General features: G+C 68.3%; 22 protein-coding genes. 17 read left to right on the forward strand and 5 right to left on the reverse strand.

The features are described 5' to 3' along the window. Positions 1-2 precede the first annotated feature (2 nt). The gene (locus ACZ9CK_RS07025; protein WP_476049602.1) at positions 3-488 is read right to left on the reverse strand and encodes a DUF3093 domain-containing protein; all 486 of its coding nucleotides are present in this window, start codon (positions 486-488) and stop codon (positions 3-5) included. Positions 489-567: 79 nt separating this feature from the next. Here ACZ9CK_RS07025 and dut point away from each other — a divergent pair, with 79 nt between their 5' ends. The 4 genes from dut (at position 568) to ACZ9CK_RS07045 (ending at position 3073) form a co-directional block, all read left to right on the forward strand. Further along, a complete protein-coding gene (gene dut / locus ACZ9CK_RS07030) occupies positions 568-1080 on the forward strand; it encodes a dUTP diphosphatase (protein ID WP_426303071.1) in 513 nt (170 codons plus the stop codon). A 118-nt stretch (positions 1081-1198) separates the two neighbouring features. Further along, positions 1199-1936, forward strand: a complete 738-nt coding sequence (locus ACZ9CK_RS07035; protein WP_476049603.1) for a DUF3710 domain-containing protein — start codon at positions 1199-1201, stop codon at positions 1934-1936. A 94-nt stretch (positions 1937-2030) separates the two neighbouring features. Then, positions 2031-2270: a hypothetical protein gene (locus tag ACZ9CK_RS07040; protein ID WP_426303073.1), complete on the forward strand. Its 240-nt coding sequence runs from the start codon at positions 2031-2033 to the stop codon at positions 2268-2270. Beyond that, positions 2270-3073 (forward strand): DUF3159 domain-containing protein, encoded by an 804-nt coding sequence (locus ACZ9CK_RS07045; RefSeq protein WP_426303074.1) that lies wholly within the window; start codon positions 2270-2272, stop codon positions 3071-3073. The genes ACZ9CK_RS07040 and ACZ9CK_RS07045 overlap by 1 nt, the downstream gene beginning before the upstream one ends. On the opposite strand, the gene ACZ9CK_RS07050 is transcribed toward ACZ9CK_RS07045, so the two are convergent. Together ACZ9CK_RS07050 and ACZ9CK_RS07055 are read right to left on the reverse strand one after the other, a co-directional pair. Beyond that, complete coding sequence (locus ACZ9CK_RS07050) at positions 3043-3774, reverse strand: potassium channel family protein (protein WP_426303075.1); 732 nt, start codon at positions 3772-3774, stop codon at positions 3043-3045. The two genes, ACZ9CK_RS07045 and ACZ9CK_RS07050, sit on opposite strands and share 31 nt — an antisense overlap. Beyond that, complete coding sequence (locus ACZ9CK_RS07055) at positions 3771-4445, reverse strand: potassium channel family protein (RefSeq protein WP_426303076.1); 675 nt, start codon at positions 4443-4445, stop codon at positions 3771-3773. Before ACZ9CK_RS07055 ends, ACZ9CK_RS07050 begins: the two co-directional genes overlap by 4 nt. A 98-nt stretch (positions 4446-4543) precedes the next feature. On the opposite strand from ACZ9CK_RS07055, the gene ACZ9CK_RS07060 reads away from it, so the two are divergent. From ACZ9CK_RS07060 to ACZ9CK_RS07115, 12 genes are all read left to right on the forward strand, one after another. Beyond that, positions 4544-6520: an APC family permease gene (locus ACZ9CK_RS07060; RefSeq protein ID WP_426303077.1), complete on the forward strand. Its 1977-nt coding sequence runs from the start codon at positions 4544-4546 to the stop codon at positions 6518-6520. Next, positions 6517-7896: a class I SAM-dependent RNA methyltransferase gene (locus ACZ9CK_RS07065; RefSeq protein WP_426303078.1), complete on the forward strand. Its 1380-nt coding sequence runs from the start codon at positions 6517-6519 to the stop codon at positions 7894-7896. The genes ACZ9CK_RS07060 and ACZ9CK_RS07065 overlap by 4 nt, the downstream gene beginning before the upstream one ends. A gap of 147 nt (positions 7897-8043) precedes the next feature. Beyond that, positions 8044-10854 carry an aconitate hydratase AcnA gene (gene acnA / locus ACZ9CK_RS07070; RefSeq protein ID WP_476049604.1) on the forward strand — a complete coding sequence of 937 codons (2811 nt, stop codon included), beginning with the start codon at positions 8044-8046 and terminating at the stop codon, positions 10852-10854. A 165-nt stretch (positions 10855-11019) separates the two neighbouring features. After that, positions 11020-12993: a 1-deoxy-D-xylulose-5-phosphate synthase gene (dxs, locus tag ACZ9CK_RS07075; protein WP_426303080.1), complete on the forward strand. Its 1974-nt coding sequence runs from the start codon at positions 11020-11022 to the stop codon at positions 12991-12993. Continuing rightward, positions 12993-13556, forward strand: coding sequence for a DUF402 domain-containing protein (locus ACZ9CK_RS07080; protein ID WP_426303081.1), 564 nt, complete (start codon positions 12993-12995; stop codon positions 13554-13556). Before dxs ends, ACZ9CK_RS07080 begins: the two co-directional genes overlap by 1 nt. Further along, complete coding sequence (locus ACZ9CK_RS07085) at positions 13553-14113, forward strand: hypothetical protein (RefSeq protein WP_426303082.1); 561 nt, start codon at positions 13553-13555, stop codon at positions 14111-14113. Before ACZ9CK_RS07080 ends, ACZ9CK_RS07085 begins: the two co-directional genes overlap by 4 nt. 34 nt (positions 14114-14147) lie before the next feature. After that, entirely contained in the window at positions 14148-14363 is a 216-nt protein-coding gene (locus ACZ9CK_RS07090; protein ID WP_426303083.1) for a helix-hairpin-helix domain-containing protein, read from the forward strand. Between the two features lie 40 nt (positions 14364-14403). Next, positions 14404-15381, forward strand: coding sequence for an aldo/keto reductase (locus ACZ9CK_RS07095; protein ID WP_476049605.1), 978 nt, complete (start codon positions 14404-14406; stop codon positions 15379-15381). Continuing rightward, positions 15381-16427, forward strand: a complete 1047-nt coding sequence (locus ACZ9CK_RS07100) for a nucleoside hydrolase (protein WP_476049606.1) — start codon at positions 15381-15383, stop codon at positions 16425-16427. The genes ACZ9CK_RS07095 and ACZ9CK_RS07100 overlap by 1 nt, the downstream gene beginning before the upstream one ends. 63 nt (positions 16428-16490) lie before the next feature. Further along, on the forward strand, positions 16491-17327 hold the full coding sequence (locus ACZ9CK_RS07105; RefSeq protein ID WP_476049607.1) for an ECF transporter S component: 837 nt from the start codon (positions 16491-16493) through the stop codon (positions 17325-17327). Further along, positions 17324-18097 carry an energy-coupling factor transporter transmembrane component T family protein gene (locus tag ACZ9CK_RS07110; protein WP_476049608.1) on the forward strand — a complete coding sequence of 258 codons (774 nt, stop codon included), beginning with the start codon at positions 17324-17326 and terminating at the stop codon, positions 18095-18097. The genes ACZ9CK_RS07105 and ACZ9CK_RS07110 overlap by 4 nt, the downstream gene beginning before the upstream one ends. Next, positions 18094-19641 (forward strand): ABC transporter ATP-binding protein, encoded by a 1548-nt coding sequence (locus ACZ9CK_RS07115; RefSeq protein ID WP_476049609.1) that lies wholly within the window; start codon positions 18094-18096, stop codon positions 19639-19641. The genes ACZ9CK_RS07110 and ACZ9CK_RS07115 overlap by 4 nt, the downstream gene beginning before the upstream one ends. 107 nt (positions 19642-19748) lie before the next feature. Here ACZ9CK_RS07115 and ACZ9CK_RS07120 read toward each other — a convergent pair whose 3' ends face one another. Continuing rightward, positions 19749-21914 carry a 3-hydroxyacyl-CoA dehydrogenase NAD-binding domain-containing protein gene (locus ACZ9CK_RS07120; RefSeq protein ID WP_476049610.1) on the reverse strand — a complete coding sequence of 722 codons (2166 nt, stop codon included), beginning with the start codon at positions 21912-21914 and terminating at the stop codon, positions 19749-19751. Next, positions 21911-23191: a thiolase family protein gene (locus ACZ9CK_RS07125; protein WP_476049611.1), complete on the reverse strand. Its 1281-nt coding sequence runs from the start codon at positions 23189-23191 to the stop codon at positions 21911-21913. Before ACZ9CK_RS07125 ends, ACZ9CK_RS07120 begins: the two co-directional genes overlap by 4 nt. A gap of 160 nt (positions 23192-23351) precedes the next feature. Here ACZ9CK_RS07125 and ACZ9CK_RS07130 point away from each other — a divergent pair, with 160 nt between their 5' ends. Continuing rightward, positions 23352-24482: a hypothetical protein gene (locus ACZ9CK_RS07130; RefSeq protein WP_476049612.1), complete on the forward strand. Its 1131-nt coding sequence runs from the start codon at positions 23352-23354 to the stop codon at positions 24480-24482. Positions 24483-24499 lie beyond the last annotated feature (17 nt).

Consider the following 24499-nt stretch of genomic DNA (forward strand, 5'->3'; position numbering starts at 1 on the left):
GATCAGGAGGCCAGCGCCTTCAGCAGTTCCTCCGGGCGGCGGGTTGAGGTGAGCCAATAAGGCGTGCGGTCCTGCGGGTCGGTGACGGGAATCCGCACCACGGGGTCGATCCAGCCACGGATGCAAAGGAAGGCCAGGCCGTTGAGCCGGGTCCCGCGCTCTGCCGTGGCCTCGTCCTTGCGGAATGCTTCCGCCGGGCCCAGCAGGCTGCGCGGGATGCGCGCCCGGCCCACCTGCAGGGTGTCCCTGCGGACCACGATGCTCGGCGTGGACAGCAGCAGCAGGACCACCATGACCGCGGCGAGCACGACTGCCGCGATGATTCCGGCCAGGAGGCTGATCGGAGCGAAGACCAGGATGCCTGCGCCGGACAGGCCGAGCACGATCAACCAGATCCACACCGAGGGCCACAGCTTTTCCGTGAACAGGACATCCGGTCCGTTCTGGGGTCGGCCGGGCACAGGGGAGGACGGAGTCGCTTCAGGCATGGCTCCAGCTTATCCTTCCGTCCACATAGTGCCCGACGCGGGCGCGGGACGCCGGTCGTGGAGGCTAGAATGAGGCATTGTGAGCCAGGAGTCCGCAGTCATCAGTCCAGCAGAAGCCTCCGCCGAATACGGCGCCCCGACCCTCCGGGTCGAGCTGAAAATGCTCGACGCCGGGCTGGAGGTGCCGTCGTACGCCCATCCGGGTGACGCCGGGGCGGACCTTCGGGCCCGCGAAGATGTCACGCTGGCGCCCGGGGAACGGAAGCTGGTGCCGACAGGTGTGTCGATCGGGCTGCCCAACGGCTTTGTCGCCCTGATCCACCCGCGTTCCGGGCTGGCCACCAAGCACGGACTCACCGTCGTCAATGCCCCCGGAACGGTCGACGCCGGATACCGCGGCGAAATCGCCGTGACCCTGCTGAACACGGATCTGGTGCGTCCGATCGAACTCAAGCGCGGCGACCGGATTGCCCAGATGGTGATCCAGCGCGTCGAATACGCCGGATTCGTCCAGGTGGAGGAGCTTTCGGAAACCGTCCGCGGCGAGGGCGGTTTCGGTTCCACCGGCGGTTTCTCGGCCGCAAAAGCCTGATGCCCGCAACCCTGGCGCCGTTCCGCCGCATCCGGCAGACGGGGGATCCGGGGCCGGACTACCCGCGACCATCCGGGCGGTTTACCGGGGGATAGACCACAACAAAGGAGAGAACCCGATGCTTTTTGGGCGCGGTAAGAAGTCCAAAGCCGTCCAGCCGGAGGCTGCGGACCACGAGGCGGTTGAAGCCGGCCCGGCCGGCTCCGATGCCGCGGAAAGCCCGCAGGCGAAGGGCGATTTCCGGGTGGCCAAGGGACCCTGGGACGTGTCCGAGATCGGCAGCCAGGAAGGGTACCTCGATCTGGGTGCCCTCCTGATCCAGCCCGTCGAGGGTCTCCAGCTGCGGTTGGAGGTCGAAGAGGCGAGCCAGCGGGTGGTCGCCGTGACCATGGACCTGGCGGGCTCCAGCCTGCAGTTGCAGGCGTTTGCCGCTCCGCGCTCCGAGGGCCTGTGGGACGAGATCCGGGAACAGATCGCCGAATCCGTGGCCAGCCAGGGCGGGGAGACCGAGGAGATCTCCGGAACCTTCGGTCCCGAGCTCGTCGCGAAACTGCCGAGCGAAACCGCCCAGGGCCTGCAGGGCTTCCGAGCCGCACGCTTCATGGGCGTGGACGGTCCGCGCTGGTTCCTTCGCGGCGTCATCGGGGGCCCCGCCGCGTTGGAGCGCGAAACCGCGGCCGGACTCGAGGATCTTTTCCGGCGGGTCGTCGTGGTCCGTGGCGAAAACCCCATGCCGCCCCGCGAACTGCTCCAGCTCCGCCTGCCCAAGGACGCCGCCGTCGCCGGCCAGGACGGTGCCCCCGTGCCCGGCTTGGCCAAACCCGAACGCGGCCCGGAGATCACAGAGATTGGTTGACGGACAAGTCCGGGGCAGCCTCCCCGGAGAACCGCATGAAATCGGCGACCTTCCAAGCCGCGGGCGCGTCAGCTGCACCGGATTCATCGAATCGGTGACCTATCCGCCTGCCAGCGAACGGGCCCAGTTTGCGGCGATCGTCGTCGAAAACATCATCCACGGCGGGGTTGCCGCTTCGCCTGCCCGCCTGCGGGTGGTCTGGCTCGGACGCCGTAGGGTGCCCGGCGTGGAGCCGGGCACCAAGCTCCATCTTGAAGGCATGGTCACGGTGCGCGAAGAAATGCCCACCATGTTCAATCCCCGCTATGAAATCCTCACCCGGCAGGAGCGCTGATGACAGCCGCCAACGGAACAGACCCGGACAAGAACGGTTCCGTCGAACCCCTAGCTGACGCGAAACCCCTCCCCGGCAAGGAGGCGCTGCCCGGGAAGGACGCCGAACCGGGTATCGCGGCGCTGGCCGCAGGCTACGCCGGGAGAGCCGGGCTGCAAAGGAACAAACACGGCCACGTCGACATCCTCAAGTCCGCTGGCGGCATCCAGGGCATCGCCGAAAGCATCCTGCCCGGGCTCGTGTTCCTCATCGCGTTCACCATCACCCGCGAGCTGCCGGTTTCCCTGGTCGCGGCCCTTGCCGCTGCCGCCCTCTTCACGATCGCGCGGCTGGTGCAGAAGCGTCCCCTGACTCAGGCGCTGGCCGGAATCGCCGGCGTCGCGATTTCCGCCTGGCTGGCCAACACCACCGGCAAGGCGGAGGACTTCTACGTCCTGGGCTTCTATACCAACGCCGCCTACATCGCCGGCATGCTGCTGTCGATCCTGCTCAAATGGCCCATCGCCGGGCTGCTGTTCGGCTTCGTGCGGAACGAAGGCCTGGAATGGCGCAAGGACCCGGAACGGCTGCGCGCCTACAGCATCGCCACCTGGGTGGTCATCGGCGTGCTGGCGCTCCGCCTGGTGGTCCAGGTCCCGCTCTACCTGCAGGGTGAATCCGGCCTGGCCGCACTGGCCACGATGCGCCTGATCATGGGCGCACCCCTGTACATCCTTGGCCTCTGGGTGGCCTGGCTGCTGAGCCGGCCCGCCGGCAGGGGGCCGGCGGCTGCTCAGCCGTCGAAGCCGTCGTCGTCGGACTGATCCGAATAGTCTTCTTCGACCTCCGGTGACGAGTGTTCGCCGGTGGCGGGGGACAGGAGCGCCCGCAGCCCGTCTTCCGCGGCGATGGTGGTGACGAAGAACAGTTCGTCGCCGCCGTCGATCACATCGTCCCGGCTCGGGGTGATGGGTGCGTGGTCGCGCAGGATCGCCACCAGGGTGGAGTCCTCCGGCCAGTCGATCCCGCCCACCATGCTTCCGATGATGTGCGAATCATGCGGCACCGTGAACTCGACCAGCGAGGAAACCCCGGTCTGCAGGGTCAGGAGGCGCACCAGGTCACCGATTTCCACGGCCTCTTCCACGAGCGCGGTCATGAGCTGCGGGGTGTTCACGGCAACGTCCACGCCCCATGAATCGTTGAACATCCAGTCGTTCTTGGGGTTGTTCACCCGGCCCACAGTGCGGCCGACACCGAATTCGGTCTTTGCCAGCAGGGACACCACCAGGTTCACCTTGTCGTCGCCGCTGGCGGAAACGACGACGTCGGCATCCTCCAGTTTCGCTTCCTGCAAGGTGCTCAATTCACAGGCATCACCGACGAGCCAGCGCGCCCCACGCAGGCCGCTGCGGCCGATGACCTCGGGCTTGAGGTCGATCAGCAGGATTTCGTGCTTGTGGGCGAGCAATTCGCGGGCGATCGATGACCCCACGCTGCCTGCGCCGACAATGACGACTTTCACTCGGACTCCTTCGCGGGAACGCTGGCCAGGATGCGCTGCACTTCGTCGCTCCGGCCGATTTCGAGCATCACGTGCACGGTGTCACCTTCCTGGTACGAGGTGCCCGGGCCGGGCAGGACACCCTCGCCAAAGCGGGTCAGGAAGGCCACGCGGGTACCGGAAGCGGCTTCGATGGCGCTGACCGGGTGCCCGATCCATTTCTCGTGCAGATCGACTTCGGCCAGCACCAGGCGCCCCGAGGGTTCCCGGTAATCGCCGGCAAGGTGCTGCTCGGGCAGGATGCGCCTCAGGACCTGGTCCGCGCTCCAGCGCACGGCGGCCACGGTGGGGATGCCGAGCCGCTGATAGATTTCGGCCCGGCCGGGATCGTAGATGCGGGCGACGACGTGCCCCACGTGGAAGGTCTCCCGGGCAACACGGGTGGCCAGGATGTTCGAGTTGTCGCCGCTGGAGACGGCAGCGAAGGCGTAGGCCTCATCGCAGCCGGCCTGCTTCAGCGTGTCCCGGTCGAAGCCCACGCCGGTCACTTTCCGTCCGGTGAAACCGCTGCGGAGGCGGCGGAAGGCCCGGTCGTCCTGGTCGATGATGGCCACCGAATGGCCGGAATCCTCCAGGGTGTGGGCCAGGGTGGCGCCGACCCTTCCGCAACCCATGATCACGAAGTGAGCCACGGTCTCTCCTTCAACTTGTGCCTGTCGCTGCGTAAGACTCTACCGGGGCAGATGTCGTGTGCCATGACATCGCCTGTGATTGCGAGTAACGTGGCCGGGTGCTGACTATTTTCAACGCGGTCAAACGGGTGCTGGTGGGGCGGCCCTTCCGGAATGACCGCTTGTCCCACACCTTGCTGCCGAAGCGCATCGCGCTGCCGATCTTCGCCTCCGACGCGTTGTCCTCCGTGGCCTATGCGCCGGACGAAATCCTCCTCACGCTGGCCCTGGCCGGCGTGAGCGCGGTGTCCTTCTCGCCCCTCGTCGGCTTGGCCGTCATGGTGGTGTTGCTCACAGTCGTGGCCTCGTACCGGCAGAACGTGCACGCCTACCCGTCCGGCGGCGGCGACTACGAGATCGCCAACGTCAACCTCGGCAAGTATGCCGGCCTCACCGTCGCTTCCGCGCTGTTGGTGGACTATGTCCTCACCGTGGCCGTGTCGATGTCCTCGGCGGCAGCCTACCTGACCACGGCGGTCCCGAGCCTGCACGGCCAGCAGGCGCTGATCGCCACTGTCGGCGTCATCATCCTGGCGCTGGTCAACCTGCGCGGCATCAAGGAAGCCGGCACCGTCTTCGCGGTCCCCACCTACATCTTCATGCTCTCCATCCTCGGAATGACCGCCGTCGGCATCTTCCAGGCCGTCACGGGGCAGCTGGGGCAGGCGCCGTCCGCGGCGTTCACCATTGTCCCGGAACAAGGCTTCGACGAAGGCCTCGTGGGCCTGGCCGGCGCTTTCCTGCTGTTGCGCGCCTTCTCCTCGGGTGCCGCGGCCCTGACCGGCGTGGAAGCCATCAGCAACGGTGTGCCCAACTTCAAGAAGCCCAAGAGCAAGAACGCCGCCACCACCTTGCTGCTGCTCGGCGTGATCGCTTCCGCCATGCTGGCCGGCATCATCTACCTGGCCAACGCCACCAAGGTGCACATCGTGCTGGACCCGGCCACGGAGTTCCTGCTCAACGGCCAGCCCCTGCCGGAGGGCTACATCCAGAACCCGGCCATCAGCCAGATCGCCCAGACCATCTTCGGCCCCGGCTCCATCCCGTTCTACGTCGTGGTGGCCGCCACCGGCATCATCCTCGTGTTCGCCTCCAACACGGCGTTCAACGGCTTCCCGGTGCTTGGCTCCATCCTCGCCCAGGACGGCTACCTGCCCCGCCAGCTCCGCACCAGGGGAGACCGCCTGGCGTACAGCAACGGCGTCTTGGCCCTGGCTGCCGGTGCTCTAGTCCTGATCCTGGCCTTCAACGCCGACGTCACCAAGCTGATCCAGCTCTACATCGTGGGCGTGTTCATCTCCTTCACCGCCAGCCAACTGGGCATGATCCGGCACTGGGGCCGCGAACTGAAACTGGCACGGGACAAAGCCGTACGGCTGCGGGTGCTCAAGTCGCGCACCATCAACATGGTGGGCTTCGGCATGACGGCGTTGGTCCTGACGATCGTGCTCATCACCAAGTTTGAACAGGGTGCCTGGATCGCGTTGCTGGCCATGTTCGTGCTGTTCCTGATCATGTGGAGCATCCGCGCCCATTACGACAACGTGGCCAAGGAACTGGCCGTGGACGAGGACTCCTCGCCGCGTGCCCTCCCCACCCGGGTGCACGCGATCCTGCTGGTCTCGCACGTCCGCAAGCCGGTGCTGCGGGCGCTGGCCTACGCCCGGGCGTCCCGGCCGTCGCGGCTCGACGCCATCATCGTGGACATCGACTCGGAGGAGACGGCACACACCGTCGCCGACTGGGACAAGCTGGACATCCCGGTGCCGCTGACCGTGCTCGCCAGCCCGTACCGCGAAACCGTGACGCCCATCCTGTCCTATGTGAAGAACATGCGCCGGGATTCGCCGCGGGACCTGATCGTGGTCTACATTCCCGAATACGTGGTGGGCAAATGGTGGGAACAGCTGGTGCACAACCAGACGGCGCTGCGCATCAAGGCGCGGCTCCACTTTGAACCCGGCGTCATGGTGGCCAGCGTGCCGTGGCAGCTCAAATCCTCCGAAGAAGCAAAGGCACTGCAGGACACCCTATGACGCAACACCAGCTTTCCCGTCCCGGCCGCCCCAGTGACGCGGCCCCGCGCGAACTGGTGCTCGACGTCGGGCCCGTCGCCCACGGCGGGCACTTCGTTGCCCGCCACGAAGGCCGGGTGGTTTTCGTCCGGCACGGCATCCCCGGGGAGAAGGTCCGGGTGCGCCTGACCGACGCGGAGGACGGGTCGAGTTTCTGGCGGGCCGACGTCGTCGAGGTCCTGGAAGCCTCGGACGACCGGCGGCGGCATTTCTGGCAGCCGGCCGATTCGCCCGCCGCCTGGCGCAAGGGGGGTCCGCCCGTGGGCGGTGCCGAGTTCGGGCACATCGGCCTGGAACGGCAGCGGCGGCTGAAGTCCGAGGTCCTGGCCGAGCAGCTGAAGCGGCTCGCCGGACTGGACCTGCACGTGGAGGTTGAACCTGCGGGCTCCGCCACTGGCGGAACAGCGGGGCACGACGGCGACGGGCTGGCCTGGCGCACCCGTACCGGCTTTGCCGTGACTCCCGACGGCCGGCTGGGCATGCACGCGCACCGCTCCGACGTCGTGGTCCCGGTCCGCGAGATGCCGCTCGCCGTCCAGGCGATCAACGAGCTGAGGCTCTGGGAACTCGATCTGCACGGCATCTCCCGCATCGAAGTCGCCGCACCGGCCAACGGCTCGCGGCCCCTGGTGCTGCTCGCCCCGGAAGACGACGCCGACCCGAAACGGCTGGGCAGGATCCTGGCCCGGCTGCCGCAGGACATTTCGGTGGCGCGCTTCGACCCGGCCAAGGGCGATGTACTGCAGCTGCGTGGCCGCACCTGGGTCCAGGAATCGGCCGCCGGGCACGAATACCGGGTCACCGGCGAAGGCTTCTGGCAGATCCACAAGGACGCCCCGGAAACACTCGTGGACGCCGTCCGTGGCTTCCTGCACGACGGCGGCTACCTCCTTCCGGGCTCGGCCGTCGCCGATCTTTACGCCGGCGCCGGGCTGTTCACCGCCCCGCTGGCGGACGCCGTCGGCATCACCGGATCGGTGCTGTCCGTGGAAGGCTCCCCGGGCACCAGCAGGGACGCACGCAAGAACCTGCACGGCGAAGGGCATGTCGAGATCGTGCAGGGACGGGTGGAACGGGTGCTGCGGAACCGGCCCCGCCGTTTCGATTCGCTGGTCATCGACCCGCCCCGCGCCGGTGCGGGCAAGGCCGTGGTGCGGCAGCTCATGGATTCGGGCCCGCGCGCCATCGCGTATGTGTCCTGCGATCCGGCCTCGTTCGCCCGGGACCTGGGCTACTTCCAAACCGGCGGCTGGAAACTCGGGGGACTGCGGGCGTTCGACCTGTACCCGCACACCCACCACCTGGAAACCGTGGCATTGCTGGTGCCCGACGCCTAGCCGACACTACGATGGGGCCATAGTCGTCCCATGTCGCGTCCCTGGCCCTGGCAGGCCACGATGCCCGGCGCTCGAATTAGGCTTACCTAACTAGATAGCGCTGACCCGCGCGACAAAGATGAAAGCTGTTGCGAGAGGAGTCCTGCCATGAGCACTGTGGACAGCTTCGGTTCCAAAGGCGTACTGAATGTAGCCGGCACCGATTACGAAATTTTCCGGTTGAACTCCGTTGAGGGCGCAGACAGCCTTCCGTTCAGCCTCAAGGTATTGCTTGAAAACCTCCTGCGGACCGAGGATGGCGCCAATATTACGGCCGACCACGTCCGCGCCCTGGCCGGCTGGGACCCGAATGCGGAGCCCGACACCGAGATCCAGTTCACCCCGGCCCGCGTCATCATGCAGGACTTCACCGGCGTCCCCTGTGTCGTGGACCTGGCCACCATGCGTGAAGCCGTCAGGGACCTCGGCGGCGACCCCAAGCGCGTCAACCCGCTGGCACCGGCCGAAATGGTCATCGACCACTCCGTCCAGATCGACGTTTTCGGCAACTCCGGCGCCCTCGAGCGCAACATGGAAATCGAATACCAGCGCAACGGTGAGCGCTACCAGTTCCTGCGCTGGGGCCAGACCGCGTTCGACGACTTCAAGGTTGTCCCCCCGGGAACCGGCATCGTGCACCAGGTCAACATCGAATACCTGGCCCGCACCATCATGACCCGTGAAGTCAACGGCGTCCTGCGCGCCTACCCGGACACCTGCGTCGGCACCGACTCGCACACCACCATGGTCAACGGCCTGGGCGTGCTGGGCTGGGGCGTTGGCGGCATCGAAGCCGAAGCCGCCATGCTCGGCCAGCCGGTCTCCATGCTCATCCCGCGCGTCGTGGGCTTCAAGCTCAACGGCAACATCCCGGCCGGCGCCACTGCCACCGACGTCGTCCTGACCATCACCGAAATGCTGCGCAAGCACGGCGTGGTGGGCAAGTTCGTCGAGTTCTACGGCGAAGGCGTTGCCGCCGTGCCGCTGGCAAACCGCGCCACCATCGGCAACATGAGCCCGGAATTCGGTTCCACGGCCGCCATGTTCCCGATCGACGACGTCACCCTGGACTACTTGCGCCTCACCGGCCGCTCCGAGGAAAACGTCGCCCTGGTCGAGGCCTACACCAAGGAACAGGGCCTCTGGCACGATCCGTCCCGCGAGCTGCGCTTCTCCGAATACCTCGAGCTGGATCTGTCCACCGTGGTTCCGTCCATCTCGGGCCCGAAGCGTCCCCAGGACCGCATCGAGCTCACGGACGCCAAGGAGCAGTTCCGCAAGGACATCCACAACTACGTCTCCATCGAAGACGGCAGCGTGGACGAGTCCCTGGACGAGTCCTTCCCGGCCTCCGATTCGCCGTCCTTCACCCACGCGGACTCGCACACCACCGAGACCGCCCGCGTCGTGTCCGCCGCGAACGGTTCCCACGGCCGCCCGTCTTCTCCGGTCCACGTCAAGACCGCTGACGGCCGCGAGTTCGAACTGGACCATGGTGCGGTGTCGATCGCCTCGATCACCTCCTGCACCAACACCTCCAACCCTTCGGTCATGCTCGCCGCTGCCCTGCTGGCCCGCAACGCCGTGGACAAGGGCCTCACCGCCAAGCCGTGGGTCAAGACCTCCGTGGCCCCGGGCTCGAAGGTCGTCACCGACTACTACGAGAAGTCCGGCCTCACGCCGTACCTGGAGAAGCTCGGCTTCTACATCGTGGGCTACGGCTGCGCCACCTGTATCGGCAACTCCGGCCCGCTGGAGCCGGAAATCTCCGAGGCCATCCAGGCCAACGACCTCTCGGTCACGGCTGTCCTCTCGGGCAACCGCAACTTCGAAGGCCGCATCAACCCGGACGTCAAGATGAACTACCTGGCCTCCCCGCCGCTGGTCATCGCCTACGCCCTGGCCGGCACCATGGACTTCGACTTCGACATCGATGCCCTGGGCACCGATTCCGAAGGCAACGAGGTCTTCCTGAAGGACATCTGGCCGAACCCCGTCGAGGTCCAGCAAGTCATCGACTCCTCGATCGACAAAGCCATGTTCACCAAGGGCTACGAAGGCGTCTTCGACGGCGACGACCGTTGGAAGGCACTCGACACGCCCGCCGGTGACACCTTCGCCTGGGCCGAGGACTCCACCTACGTCCGGAAGCCCCCGTACTTCGAGGGCATGAAGGCACAGCCGGAGCCCGTCCAGGACATCGAGGGCGCCCGCGTCCTGCTGAAGCTGGGCGACTCGGTCACCACCGACCACATCTCCCCGGCCGGCTCCTTCAAGTCGGACACCCCGGCGGGTCAGTACCTGCTGGCCAACGGCGTGGAGCGCAAGGACTTCAACTCTTATGGTTCCCGCCGCGGCAACCACGAAGTCATGATCCGCGGTACCTTCGCGAACATCCGCATCAAGAACCAGCTGCTCGACGGCGTCGAGGGCGGTTTCACGAAGGACTTCACCCAGGAAGGCGCCCCGCAGGCCTACGTCTACGACGCCGCCCAGAACTACCAGGCCGCCGGCACGCCGCTGGTGGTCCTGGCAGGCAAGGAATACGGTTCCGGCTCCTCGCGTGACTGGGCTGCCAAGGGCACCGCGCTGCTGGGCGTGAAGGCCGTCGTCGCCGAAAGCTACGAGCGCATCCACCGCTCCAACCTGATCGGCATGGGCGTCCTACCGCTGCAGTTCCCGGCCGGCGAATCCGCCGCGACCCTGGGCCTGAGCGGCACCGAAACCTTCTCCGTGGCAGGCGTCACCGAGCTCAACAACGGCATCACGCCAAAGACGCTCAAGGTGACCGCCACGGCCGAGGACGGCAGCTCGAAGTCCTTCGACGCCGTGCTGCGCATCGACACCCCCGGCGAAGCGGACTACTACCGCAACGGCGGCATCCTGCAGTACGTGCTGCGCCAGATCTCGGCGAACTAATACGCAGAGTACGACGACGGCGGCCCCGGCTGGTCTTCTGACCGGCCGGGGCCGCCGTCGTTCCGCTTTGTCCCGGCCGGCCGCCGTGCACCGTGCGGCGAGGTTAGGGCCCGGCCGGCAAGGCGCTAAAGTTAACAGGCACGTCAATCACCTAAGGAGGGGCCGTTGGGACTCTTGGAGACAATCCGGACTCCGCAGGACCTGGCCACGCTGGGCAGCACTGAACTGGAACAGCTCGCAGACGAAATCAGGTCCTTCCTGATCACCAACGTCGCCCAGACCGGCGGCCACCTCGGCCCGAACCTCGGCGTCGTGGAGCTGACGATGGCGATCCACCGGATCTTCGACTCTCCCCGCGACAGCATCGTCTTCGACACCGGACACCAGTCCTATGTGCACAAGCTCCTCACGGGACGACAGGACTTCAGCACCCTCCGCCAGGAGGGCGGCCTCTCCGGATACCCGGACCGCGGCGAGTCCGAACACGACATTGTCGAGAGCTCCCATGCTTCCTCCTCGCTGTCCTGGGCGGACGGCATCTCCCGCGCCCGGCAGCTGACTGGTGACGGTGACCGCTACGTGGTGGCAGTCGTCGGCGACGGGGCACTGACCGGCGGCATGGCCTGGGAAGCCATCAACAACATCGCCGCGGACAAGCGCCGCCGCGTGGTGATCGTGGTCAATGACAACGGCCGCTCCTACGCCCCCACGGTCGGCGGCCTGGCCGACTATTTGGCGTCCCTGCGTCCCACCATCGATTCCTTCCGCGCCGCCCCGGCCTACGAGGTCGCTTTGGACAGGTGGAAGAAGCGGCTGCAGGACGGCGGCCCGCTGGGCCAGTTCACCTACCGGAGCCTGCATGCCATGAAGAAGGGCATCAAGGACTGGTGGGCGCCCCAGGGCATGTTCGAGGACCTGGGCATGAAGTACATCGGCCCGGTGGATGGCCACAACCTGCAGGCCCTGGAAAACGCCCTCACCACGGCCCGCCACTACGGCGGACCGGTGATCGTGCACGCCATGACGGAAAAGGGCCATGGCTACGCGCCGGCCCGCGCCCATGAGGACGACCAGTTCCACGCCGTCGGCGTCATCGACCCGGAAACCGGCGAGCCCACGGCATCGCCCGGCGCGCAGTCCTGGACCTCCGTGTTCGCCGAGGAAATCGCCGACATCGCGGATGAGCGCAAGGACATCGTGGGAATCACCGGTGCCATGCTCATCCCGGTGGGCCTGCACAAGTTCGCCGCACGGCACCCGGAACGGGTGTTCGACGTCGGCATCGCCGAACAGCATGCCCTCACCTCCGCGGCGGGCATGGCCTTCGGCGGCCTGCACCCCGTGGTGGCCGTCTACGCCACCTTCCTGAACCGGGCTTTCGACCAGCTCCTGATGGACGTCGCCCTGCACAAGGCCGGCGTCACCATCGTCCTGGACCGGGCCGGCGTCACCGGTCCCGACGGCGCCAGCCACCACGGCATGTGGGACATGGCCATGGTGCAGATTGTGCCGGGACTGCACCTCGCGGCACCGCGCGACGCCACCCGCCTGCGCGAGGAACTGCGCGAGGCCGTGGCGATCGGCGACGCGCCCAGCGTGGTGCGCTTCTCGCGGGGCAGCGTCGGCAAGGAAGTCGAGGCCATCGAGCGGCTGGCCGACGGCGTGGACGTGCTGGCGAGGCGCCCCGAAGGCTCCACCGAGAACGACGTCCTGATCGTCAGCGTCGGCGCGATGTCCGAACTCGCGCTCGACGTCGCGGCCCGGCTCGGCTCGCAGGGGATCAGCTCCACCGTGGTGGACCCCCGCTGGGTGCTGCCCGTGCGCAAATCCATCATCGCCCTCGCGGCCCACCACCGTCTGGTGATCTGCATCGAGGACGGCGTACGCGCCGGCGGGGTCGGCTCCCGGATCCGCCAGGAGATGCGGGCCGCCGGTGTGGACACCGCCCTGAACGAGGTGGGTCTGCCCGTCGAGTTCCTCTCGCACGGCACCCGCAGCCAGGTCCTCGAACGCGTCGGGCTGACCGCCCAGCAGATCACGCACGACATTGTGGCCCAGGTCCTCGGGACGAAGGTGCCTTTCGCCCGCCCGCTGCCGGGCCAGGCACACCCGACCACCGGCAGCCTGCCCACCCTGTGATGACCAGACACCCGGAAGGCCTGCAGCCCGGCGATCTCGTGGTGGCCCGCAACCGCAAATGGGACGGCACCGCCCATTGGGTGGTCCCGGGGCGCTACCTCGGCGAAGACATCCACGGCTGGTGGGTGTTCCAAGGCAGGAACGAATTCTGCTCCCGCCCCGGCGCAGCCTTCTACACCGCCTCCGACGCCGTACTGCTGGTCCCGCGCAGCGGGGACTACGTGGCCACCTTCTACGACGACAGCTATCCGGGGGACTTCCGGATCTACATTGACCTGGCCCTGGACCACGGCTGGAAGACCATCCGTGACGGCGTGGCGGAGTTCCACATGATCGACATGGACCTGGACGTGATCCGGTCCACGAAGCACGGTGTGTTCGTCGACGACGAAGACGAGTTCGAGGAACGCCGGCTCTCCATGGGCTACCCGGAACATACCGTGGCCGCGATCCGCGGCGAGACCGGGCGGCTGTACCAGGAAGTACTCACACAACAGGAACCGTTCGACGGCACCGGGCCCGCCAGCACGTGCGCCGCATGGTTCGGAAAAGGACGGGCATGAGCGGGATCATCCGCAGCTACAAACGGGACGAGGACGGCGTACTGCTGTTCCGCGAGGCCTGGTACGACGAGGACTTCGGCCAGTTCGTCATCAACCACGGCACCGTGGGCCACCAGAGCAGCACTGACGCCACCGACGTCGACGACGAAAACGGTGCGGAAGGACTCCTGGCCGCGTTCGCGGCACAGTGCGACGAAGACGGCTACGCGGAACTGCCTGAATCCGAGCAGTTCTGGCTGGTGGCCCAGTTCGCGCTGAAGAGCAAGGACGGCACCGAACGGGACCGCTACCTCGAACGCAAGGCAAGCACGGCCCTGCGCAGCGCCCTCGCCTGGCGCGGACTGGGTACCGTGGAACGGTCGGAAATCGGGAACTCCCGGCTCAACATCTTCTGCCTCTGCCCGGATGTGAACAAGGCGGTCAACGCCATCAAGGTATGCATCCGCGGCGAGGATCTGGACTTCACCAAGCTCAGCATTGCCGCCGCGCCGCACGGGGAACCGGAGGCCTTCAAGCTCAAGCACTCGCCCAAAAACGTCACTGGCTTTACCCTCTAAGGACCACCACTCCACGCCTGGAAGGGAAGCCCCTGTGACATCCAAGAGCAACTGGCCAGGACACACGCCTTTGCCCAAGGGCATCTCCGCTCCCGCCCGCCGGGCGCTGGCCCACGAGGGCCTGGAGACCCTGGAACAGCTCGCCGAAATGGGCGAAGAGCGGATCGCCGGCCTGCACGGCATGGGCCCGAAGACGATGGCCCAGCTCCAGGATGCCATGGAAGAAGCGGGAATCAGCTTCCCCTCCTGAAGGCCGTTAGCGCCCGGCCTCGCAGGCTAGGCTGGGGACCATGACTGAATACCGCCGTCTTGGAAATTCCGGACTGACCGTTTCCGTGGTCGGGCTGGGCTGCAACAACCTGGGCAGGGCCAACACCGCCACCGAAACGCAGAAGGGCACGGACGCCGTCGTCCACGCGGCCCTCGATGCGGGAGTGACGCTGTTCGACGTCGCGGACATCTACGGCAAGGAACCCGGCCTCAGCGAAACCATGCTCGGCAAGGCGCTCAGGGGCCGCCGGGACGACGCGATCGTGGCCACCAAGTTCGGCATGGACATGAAAGGTGCCAACGGCAAGGATTTCGGCGCCCGCGGTTCGCGGCGGTACATCATCCAGTCGGTCGAAGCGTCACTGCGCCGCCTGAACACCGACTGGATCGACCTCTACCAGTACCACACACCGGACCCGCTGACCCCGATCGAGGAAACCCTCTCGGCCCTGGACGACCTCGTCGGCAGCGGCAAGGTCCGCTACATCGGCCATTCCAACCGAACCGGCTGGCAGATCGCCGAGGCCGAGTACGTGGCCCGCATGAGCGGCGGCACCCGCTTCATCTCCACCCAGAACCACTACAACCTCCTGGACCGCCGCGCGGAACTGGAAGTCCTGCCGGCGGCCGAGGCACTTGGCCTGGGTGTGCTGCCGTACTTCCCGCTGGCCAACGGCCTGCTCACCGGCAAGTACGCCCCCGGCCAGGCCCCCAAGGGCTCGCGCCTCAGCCATACCCGCACCCATATGGTGGACGACGCCGACTGGGAGCAGCTGGGCCGCTTCAGCCGCTTCGCCAAGGAACGCGAGCTGAACGAACTGCAGCTGGCGTTCTCCTGGCTCGCCGCGCAGCCGGCCGTCAGCAGCGTGATCGCCGGAGCCACCCGGCCGGAGCAGGTCACGGAGAACGCCGCCGCGGTGTGCTGGGTCCCCACCGCGGAAGAGCGCGCCGAACTGGACGACATCTTCCCGCCGCAGCCCAAGGTTGCGCTCTTCTGATGCCGGAACCGGTCAGCCTGCTGCTGGACTGCGATACGGGCATCGACGACGCCCTTGCCCTTGCCTACCTGTGCAGCCAGCCGCACGTGGAACTCGTGGCCGTGAGCAGCACCCCGGGCAACGTCGATGCGGATCAGGTGGCCCGCAACAACCTCGCCCTGCTGGAGCTGTGCGGCCGCCCGGATGTCCCCGTGGCCATCGGGGCCAGGGCGCCGTTGCGGATCCCGCTGGTAACTACGCCGGAAACCCACGGGCCGCAGGGCATCGGCTACGCTGAGCTCCCGGAACCGCAGGGCAGCGTGCACCCGGGGGACGCCGTCGAACTCTGGATCGAAGCGGCCCGGGCGCGCCCTGGGGAGCTGACCGCGCTCCTCACGGCACCACTGACGAACTTCGCCCTCGCACTGCGCGCCGAGCCGCGGCTCCCGGAGCTGCTGCGCGGCGTCGTGATCATGGGCGGCAGCTACTACTACCAGGGCAACACCACGCCTACCGCCGAGTGGAACACCCACGTGGACCCGCACGCCGCAGCGGAGGTGTTCGCCGCGTTCTCGGGGCTGCCCGCAGACCGACTGCCCGTGGTGTGCGCCCTGGAAACCACGGAGCGGATCGAAATGCGCCCGGAGCACGTGGAGGCCTTCGCCCGGGAAGCCGGATGCGCCGCGCCCGAGCTCGTGCTGCCCGGCCAGCAGGAAGGCCAGCGCAGCACGGCGTCGAACCCCCTGGTGCGGCACCTGAGCGACATGCTGCGCTTCTACTTCGAGTTCCACCGCGCCTATGACCAGGGCTACATCGCCCACGTGCACGACTACTTCGCCGCGGCCGTGGCGGCCGGAACCGTCCGCTACGGAACCCGCACGGCCACGGTGCACGTGGAGACCGCGGCCCCGCGGCTGTTCGGCACCACCGTGGCCGACTACCGCGGACTCTGGGACGAGGCGCCGAATGCCCGGATCGTTTCGGAAAACCACCCGGAGGAGGCTTTCGCCGAGCTGATCCGCTCGCTCGGGGCGCTGGCCCGGTCCATGGAGCCGTCTGGCGGTTAGGATGGTTCCTGCGCCGAGGTGACATAGGCGGAACGCGTGCACAGCCCACAGCAAGGACCCACCATGGCCTCCCCGTCACCGCAGCAGTCTTCCCTCCTCCTGCTCGAAGCCCCCAAGCGCCGGCGCCTCCTCGAGATCCTCGGCGCCGCCTCGATCATCGTGACCTACGTGGTGCTGGTACTCACCCAGCCCGCGGACATCGCCGCCGGTCCCGGCAGCCTTGCCGCCCTAGCCGCGCTGGGCGGCTTTCTCCTCGGCGCCGTGCTCCTGGTGGTCGCGGTCCTTCCCACGCTGCCCACCTCCACCGTGGTACTCATCCCGATCGCCATGGTCTTGAACATCGTGCTGGGCCAGTTCGTGGGCAGCACCCTCGTACCGTTCTACCTGGATGCGATCGGCACGGTGCTCGTGGCGGTCCTTGCCGGGCCTGCCGCCGGTGCCGCGACCGGAGCCCTGAGCTCCATCGTTTGGTCCCTGTTCAACCCCACGGTGCTGCCGTTCGCCGCGGGTGCCGCCCTGATCGGCTGGCTGGCCGGACTCGCGGCGCGTGCCGGCGTGTTCCGCCGCTTCTACCTGGTACCGTTCGCGGGCTTCCTCGCCGGCGTGCTGGGCGGCGTGGTGTCAGCGCCGATCGCCGCGTTCGTGTTCGGCGGCACGTCCGGGCTGGCCACAGGAGCCATCGTGTCCGCGTTCCGCGCCATGGGGGACACCCTGCTCGCCGCCATCACCAAGCAAGCACTGATCTCCGACCCCGCGGACAAGGCGATCGTCTTCACCGTGGCGGCCCTCCTGGTCTACGCCCTGCCGCGCCGCAGCTCCTTCCAGTTCCCCTTCGTGCGCCGCTTCCGGGTACTCGCGGGCCGGGTGCCCGGGGGCGGGGAGCCAGCAGCCAAGGCATGACCCCCGGCAGTTCGTCGCTGGAGCGCCTGAACCCCCTGACCACCCTCGGCGGTGCTGCCGCCGTCGCGGTCATCACGACGGCGGCCGCGCACTGGGCCTTTTCGCTCGCTGTCTTGGCCGGGCTCTTTTTCCTGACGCTGCGGCAGGCGCGGGCGGCCTCGGTGCTGCGTGCCGCCGCGGCCATCCTGCTGCCGTTCTGGGCGGCGCTGCTGCTGGTGCACGGGCTCTTCTTCCCCGAAGGGCGGACTGTGCTGGCATCCTTCGGCCCCGCCGCTGTCACCCGGGAAGGGCTGCTCTTCGCCCTCGACGCCGGCCTCCGCACCGGCGTCTTCGTCCTGGCGTTCCTGCTGTTTTCCTTCACCGTCCGCGTCCCGGAACTGCTCACGGTCCTGTCAGCCCGCGGGCTCCCGCCCCGGCTCGGTTTCGTCGTGGTGTCGGCCCTGACCCTGCTGCCGGCGGCCGCCCACCGGATCCGCCGCATCCGGGCCGCGCAGGAAGCCAGGGGACTCGTGATCGGGCGGAGCCTCGCGTCCCGGCTCCTCGCCGCCCGCTTGCAGGCCGTACCGCTGGTGCTGTCCCTGGTTCATGAGTCCGGGGAACGGGCCCAGGCCCTCGATGCCCGGGGCTTCTCGGGCCGGCAGCCGCACACCAGTCTCCAGACGGTGCCTGATTCGACCCGCCAGCGTGCTGCCCGCCGGGCGTTGTTCGTGGTTTGCGCCGCCGCTGTGGCAGGCCGGGTGGCGCTGGCGCTCATGGGCGGGCGGGCATGAACGCGGGGCCGCTGCTGGCGGCGCACGTGCAGACCTTCACCTTCCACGGGGCAGATGCCCCGGCGCTCCGGGACGTCCGGCTCAGCGTGGAAGCCGGGAGCCTGACGGCCGTGCTCGGCGGCTCCGGCAGCGGCAAGAGCACCCTGGCCAGGATCCTCGCGGCCTGGCTGCCCGGGCACCACGGCGGAGAACTCCGCGGCCGGCTCGAATTGGGTGCGTCCGGCGCCGGCGTCATCGACTTCGCGGGCGGCAACGACGACCCCCGGATTGACCCGGCCGCCTGGGCCGCGCACGTAGCCTACGTGCCCCAGGACTCCGCCGCGATGCTTTCGACCGTGAGGGACACCGTGGCCGGCGAACTGGCGTTCGGGCTGGAAAACCTTGGCGTCCCGGCGGAGGAAATGCGGCGCCGGATCGCCGACACCGCCGAACTCACCGGGCTGCAGGATCTGCTGGGACGCGACCCGGCTACCCTCTCCGGCGGTGAACTCCGACGCCTGGCCATCGGCTGCGCCGTCATCGGCCGGCCCGCCGTACTGTTGCTCGATGAGCCGTTGGCGTCCCTTGATGCCGCAGGAGCCGCGACGGTCGAGCGGCTGCTGCGGCGCCTCCTTGAGGCCGGGACCTCCGTGGTCGTGTTCAGTTCGACAGCAGACGCCTTGAGCCGCACCGCCGCGCACTGGACCGTACTGGGAGGCAGGGGGCCCGACGCCGGCCAGCAGCTCGCCACGGGGGCGCCGGACGTCCTGCTGGCCGCTGCCTCTCCACACAGAGACGTACTGGTCCGCTCCGGCGTCGTGGTCCCTGGCGCTGCGCCTGCCCGCCCGGTGCACCCGCCCAGCCGCGCGGGTACTGTCCCCGTCCTGGAGCTGCGGGACGTCCGCTTCCGCTACGACGAAGCCGCCGGCCCCGGGGCGGACATCCTGCACGGCGTGGACCTGCCGGTCCGGCCCGGGGAGGTCCTGGCCGTCACCGGCCCCAACGGCAGCGGGAAGTCGACGCTGCTTCGGCAGCTCAACGGCCTGCTCCGCCCCGGCTCCGGAACCGTGCTGCTCAAGGGCGCGCCCACCGCCGGAACAGCTGCGGGACTCCTGGCCGCCCACGTCGGGCTGCTGTTCCAGGACCCCCGGTTCCAGCTCTTCGAACGGACGGCGCTGCGGGAGGTCGCGTTCGGGCTGGGTGCGAAGCGCGGACTGTTCCGCCGTCACGCCGATGATGCCCGGGTGCGGGAACGCGCCCTCGCCGCCCTGGCCGCCGTCGGCCTCGACGCACAATGGGAAACCCATCCGCTGGAGCTGCCGGCGTCGTCCCGGAGGCTGCTGGCCCTGGCCACGGTGATCGCGCGGGAGCCGGCGGTGCTGGCCCTGGACGAGCCGACTGTGGGCCTGGACCGGAACGGCCTGGACGTCCTGGACGCCGCCATGGCGGACGCCGCCTCGCGCGGCGCCGCCGTGGTGATGGTCACCCACGACCTCGGTTACGCCCGCGCGCGTGCGCACCGCATGCTGCGGCTCGACGGCGGGGTTCTCACGCCCCTGGAATAGCAGCTGAATCAGCAGCCCGGACAGCCGAAAGGGCGGCAGCGGAGGGTGTTCCGCTGCCGCCCTTTCGGATCAGCCTTCCACTTGTGTCCGGACGGCTGCTTGGGCGCCTAGGAGGCTGCCGGCGCCGAGGCGACCCCCGGGGCGAGGAACCGCTTGCCGTTGACCCGCTCGGAGGCGCCCACCCGGTCCAGGTACGGGGTGATCCCGCCCAGGAACATTGGCCAGCCCGCACCGAGGATGACGCAAAGGTCGATGTCCTCCGGCCCGGCCACCACGCCTTCTTGGAGCATGAGTCCGATTTCCTCGGCCAAGGCGTCTTGGGTCCGGCGGAGCACTTCCGCCCCGGTGGAGGGTGAGTTGCCGAAGGACATCAGCGACAGTGTCTCCTCGGGGATCACCCGGGAGCCGTCAGGTCCCTCGACCCAGAGGGTTTTCACTCCGTTGTCGATCAGCTTCTGCAGGTTGTGCGAGACAGCAAACCGGTCGCCGAAGGCAGCGTGCAGGGATTCCTGCACATGCTGGGCCACGGGCAGGCCCACCATCGCGCTGAGGGTGAAGGGAGACATCGGCAGGCCCATGGGCCGCAGGGCGGTGTCCGCCACCTCGGCGGGGGTGCCTTCGTCGAAGGCGGCGATCACTTCGCCCATGAGGCGCAGCAGGATGCGGTTGACCACGAAGGCTGCGGCGTCCTTGACCAGCACCGCCGTCTTCTTCAGGCCCTTGGCCAGTTCGAAAGCGGTGGCGAGCACGGCGTCGTCGGTCTGCGGCGCGCGGACGATCTCCAGCAGCGGCATGACGGCCACCGGATTGAAGAAGTGAAAGCCCACCAGCCGTTCGGGGTGCTTGAGGCCCTCCGCCATTGCGGTGACTGACAGGGAGGAGGTATTCGTGGCCAGGATGCACTCGGCGGAGACGATTTCCTCCACCTCGGCGAAGACCTGCTTCTTGACGCTCAGTTCCTCGAACACGGCCTCGATCACGAAGTCCGCGTCGGCGAAGGCCTCCTTGGATACCGAGCCGCTCACGAGAGCCTTGGTGCGGTTGGCCGCGTCCTGGCTGATGCGCTTCTTGCCGAGCAGCTTGTCAACCTCGGCATGGACGTAGGCCACACCCTTGTCCACGCGTTCCTGCTCGATGTCCGTAAGCACCACAGGAACCTTGAGCTGGCGGGCGAACAGCAGCGCCAGTTGGCTCGCCATGAGCCCCGCGCCGACGACGCCGACCTTGGTCACCGGGCGGGCGAGCTTGCGGTCGGGTGCACCCGCTGGCCGCTTGGAACGCTTCTGCACGAGGTCCAGGAAAGCGTAGACGGTGGAGCGGAACTCGTCCGTCTGCATCAGATCGGCCAAAGTGTCGCATTCCAGGGCCGCGGACTCCGCCTGGCTCAGGGTGCGGTTGGCTTCCATGATGTCCAGTACCTTGGCCGGTGCAGGGGAAGCGTTGGACGTCTTGGCCTCCACAAAGGCCCGGCCGCCCACCACGGCGGCCGCCCAGCGTTCCGCGACGGCGGGATCGGCAGGGTCGACGGCGTTGCGCCGTTCGGGGGCCGTTTCACCGGCGATGACCCGCGCGGCCCAGGCGATGGACTGCTCCAGGAAATCGGCGGGTTCGAAGAGGACATCGGCGATGCCCAGCTCAAAGGCCTGCGGTCCGCTGAGGGTGCGGTTGTTGCTCAGCGGGTTTTCGATCATCACCTTGACCGCGTTCTCCGGCCCGATGAGGCGGGGGAGCAGGTACACGCCGCCCCAGCCCGGAACCAGGCCGAGAAGGGCTTCCGGCAGGGCAAGGGCGCCGGCACCGGTGGACGCCGTGCGGTAGTTGGACTGCAGGGCGATCTCCAGGCCGCCGCCCAGCGCCAGGCCGTTGATGAAGGCGAAGCTCGGCACTCCCAGGGAGGCCAGGGATCCGTAGACCTCATGGCCCAGCTGCGCCATCCAGAGTCCGTGCTCGCGTTCGCGCAGCGTCTTGACGGCGGACAGGTCGGCGCCGGCCACCAGAAAGTACGGCTTGCCGGTCACCCCGACGCCCACGATTTCGCCCCGGGCGGCCCGTTCCTTGAGTCCTTCCAACACTGTGCCGAGCTCCACCAGGGTGTTCGGGCCCAGGGTGGTGGGTTTGCTGTGGTCGAGGTCGTTGTCCAAGGTGATCAGGGCGAAGGTGCCGGCGCCCGCCTTGCCGCCGACGGCCGGCAGCTCGATGTCCTGGACGTAGGAGTGGGTGACCGTTTCGTCGGGGAAAAGGTCTGCCAGTTTCCGGAAATCTGCGGCGCTCATGCGGCGGCTCCCTTGCGGTCGGTGCTGCTGATGTCTGTGGTTTCGCTCGTTGCGGCAGTGTAGTCCGGGTGGTGCGGGTTCTCCCAGATGACGGTGGCGCCCATGCCGAGGCCGATGCACATGGTGGTGATGCCGTACCGCACCGAGGGATCCTCCTCGAACTGCCGGGCCAGCTGGTTCATGAGCCTGACGCCCGAGGACGCGAGCGGATGCCCGACGGCGATCGCCCCGCCGTAGCGGTTGACCCGGGGGTCGTCGTCGGCGATTCCGAAGTGGTCCAGGAAGCTGAGCACCTGCACGGCGAAGGCCTCGTTGATTTCGAACAGGCCGATGTCCCCGATCGACAGTCCAGCGTTCCGTAGCGCCTTTTCGGTGGCGGGCACCGGTCCGATACCCATGACCTCGGGCTCGACGCCGGCGAAGGCGTAGGCGACCAGGCGCATCTTCACGGCCAGGCCCAGTTCCTCCGCGGCATCCGCGGAGGCGAGGACCGCCGCCGTCGCGCCGTCGTTCAGGCCGGCCGCGTTGCCGGCGGTGACCCGGCCGTGCGGGCGGAACGGCGTGCGCAGCTCAGCGAGGTCGGCCACGGTGGTGCCGGGCCGGGGCGGTTCATCAGTGGTGTGGAAGGCCCAGCCCACGCCGGGCTTCTTCGCTGCCACGGGCACCAGGTCCGGCTGGATCTGCTCCCCGGCGTAGGCTGCCGCCAGCTTGGCCTGCGATGCGGCGGCGTACGCGTCCGTGCGTTCCTTGGTGATCGCAGGGAAACGGTCGTGCAGGTTCTCGGCCGTATTGCCCATGTTCAAGGCTGCAGGGTCCACCAGGCGTTCGGACATGAAGCGGGGGTTCGGGTCCGCGCCGGCGCCCATGGGGTGGTTGCCCATGTGCTCCACTCCGCCGGCGATCACGACGTCGTAGGCGCCGAAGCCGATGCCGCTCGCCGTCGTCGTTACCGCCGTCATGGCACCGGCACACATGCGGTCGATCGCAAAGCCGGGAACGGTGCGCGGCAGCCCCGCCAACAGGGCGGCGGTGCGGCCGATGGTGAGTCCTTGGTCCCCGGTCTGGGTGGTGGCGGCGATGGCCACCTCGTCGATGCGTTCGGCGGGCAGGGAGGGGTTGCGCCGCATGAGTTCGCGGATGCACTTCACCACGAGGTCGTCGGCGCGGGTGCCGGCGTAGATGCCCTTTTCCCCTGCTTTGCCGAAGGGCGTGCGTACGCCGTCCACAAAGACGACGTCGCGGACCGCCCGCTGCTGCTTATTCCCGCTGGGGGTCATGTGTTGCTCCTCTTTGAGACGGGGATTTCGAGATAATGTTACTCGCCAGTAACTTACCCGGCAAGGCTGCGTTCCGGTGGTACGGATATCCCCCATGCGGGGGAGTGCATCCACCCGTCACGGGGATCAGGCGCGGGCGGTCCGGCGGGAGGGTTGAAGCATGACAACACACAATGGCAACACAAGGAATGAAGCAACCACGCTGCCGGCAGCCTCCCACGCCGGCAACGGCACGCGCAGGTTGGCGGCAGTGACGGCCGTCCTCGCCGCACTCTACGCGCTCGCGGGCACCATCGCTGGATTGTCGGGGCAGCCGTTTCCCGTCGGCGACGGCGACCGATACTCCATGGCCTTGCTCCACGGAGCCCCGAACGCCCTGCTGGGCTGGGGACTGACGGCGCTCGCCGGACTGGCCGCGCTGCTCGCCGCAGCCTGCGCTGCCGGTGCCCGGCAGGACCGGGCCGTTCCCGGGCTCCGGGCCGCGGTGACGGCGATGGCGGCATTGACGGGCCTTGCAGCGCTGGTCCTGGTGGGGGACGCCCGCCTGCTTTCGGTGCTCGGCTACATTCCCGTGATCATCGCGAAGGTTTCCTATGACCCTCAGATCCAGCAGGCCCTGCCCCGGCTGCTGGACCCGGCCCAGTTGAACCTGTTGGCACTTGCCGCGGGAGCCGCGCTGTGGGCGGCGCTGGCGGTCGCCGTAAACCGTCGGGCACGGCAAGCGTGCGCAAAGTGCGGCCGCGGCGACGGGACGGCGGGCGGTCCTTTCAGCGCCGGTGCAGCCGCTCGCTGGGGACGCATCGCCGTGGCAGTGGCAGTGGTCGTTCCGCTGATCTACGCGGCGACCCGGATCTGCTGGGCTTTCGGGATTCCGCTCGGCGTGGAGCCCGGACTGCTGGACGGGATGCAATCCCAGGGAATGGACACGAGCGCACTTGGGCTCGGCGGCATGGCGGTCCTGGGCTCCGTGCTGACGCTGGGCCTGGTGCAACGCTGGGGAGAGGCCTTCCCGCGGTGGATCCCCGGGCTCGCCGGCAAGCGGGTGCCGATCACCCTGGCTGTTGTTCCCGCCGCCTTCGTGGCGATGGCCATCATCCCGGCGTCGGTGACGATGCTCATGATGGCCGGACTGCCCTCGGAAGGCACCATCCCGGGTTTCAGCCTCAGCAACTGGGCGCCGTTGGGGCCCGCATTCCTGTGGCCGCTCTGGGGCGTCGCGCTGGGCGCGGCCACCCTGGCGTACTGGCTGCGGCGGCGCGGGGCCTGTGCCTCGTGCCACCGCGCGGGCTGATGGGGAACAATGTTGGG

It is taken from the genome of Arthrobacter sp. TE26545, assembly GCF_056279005.1.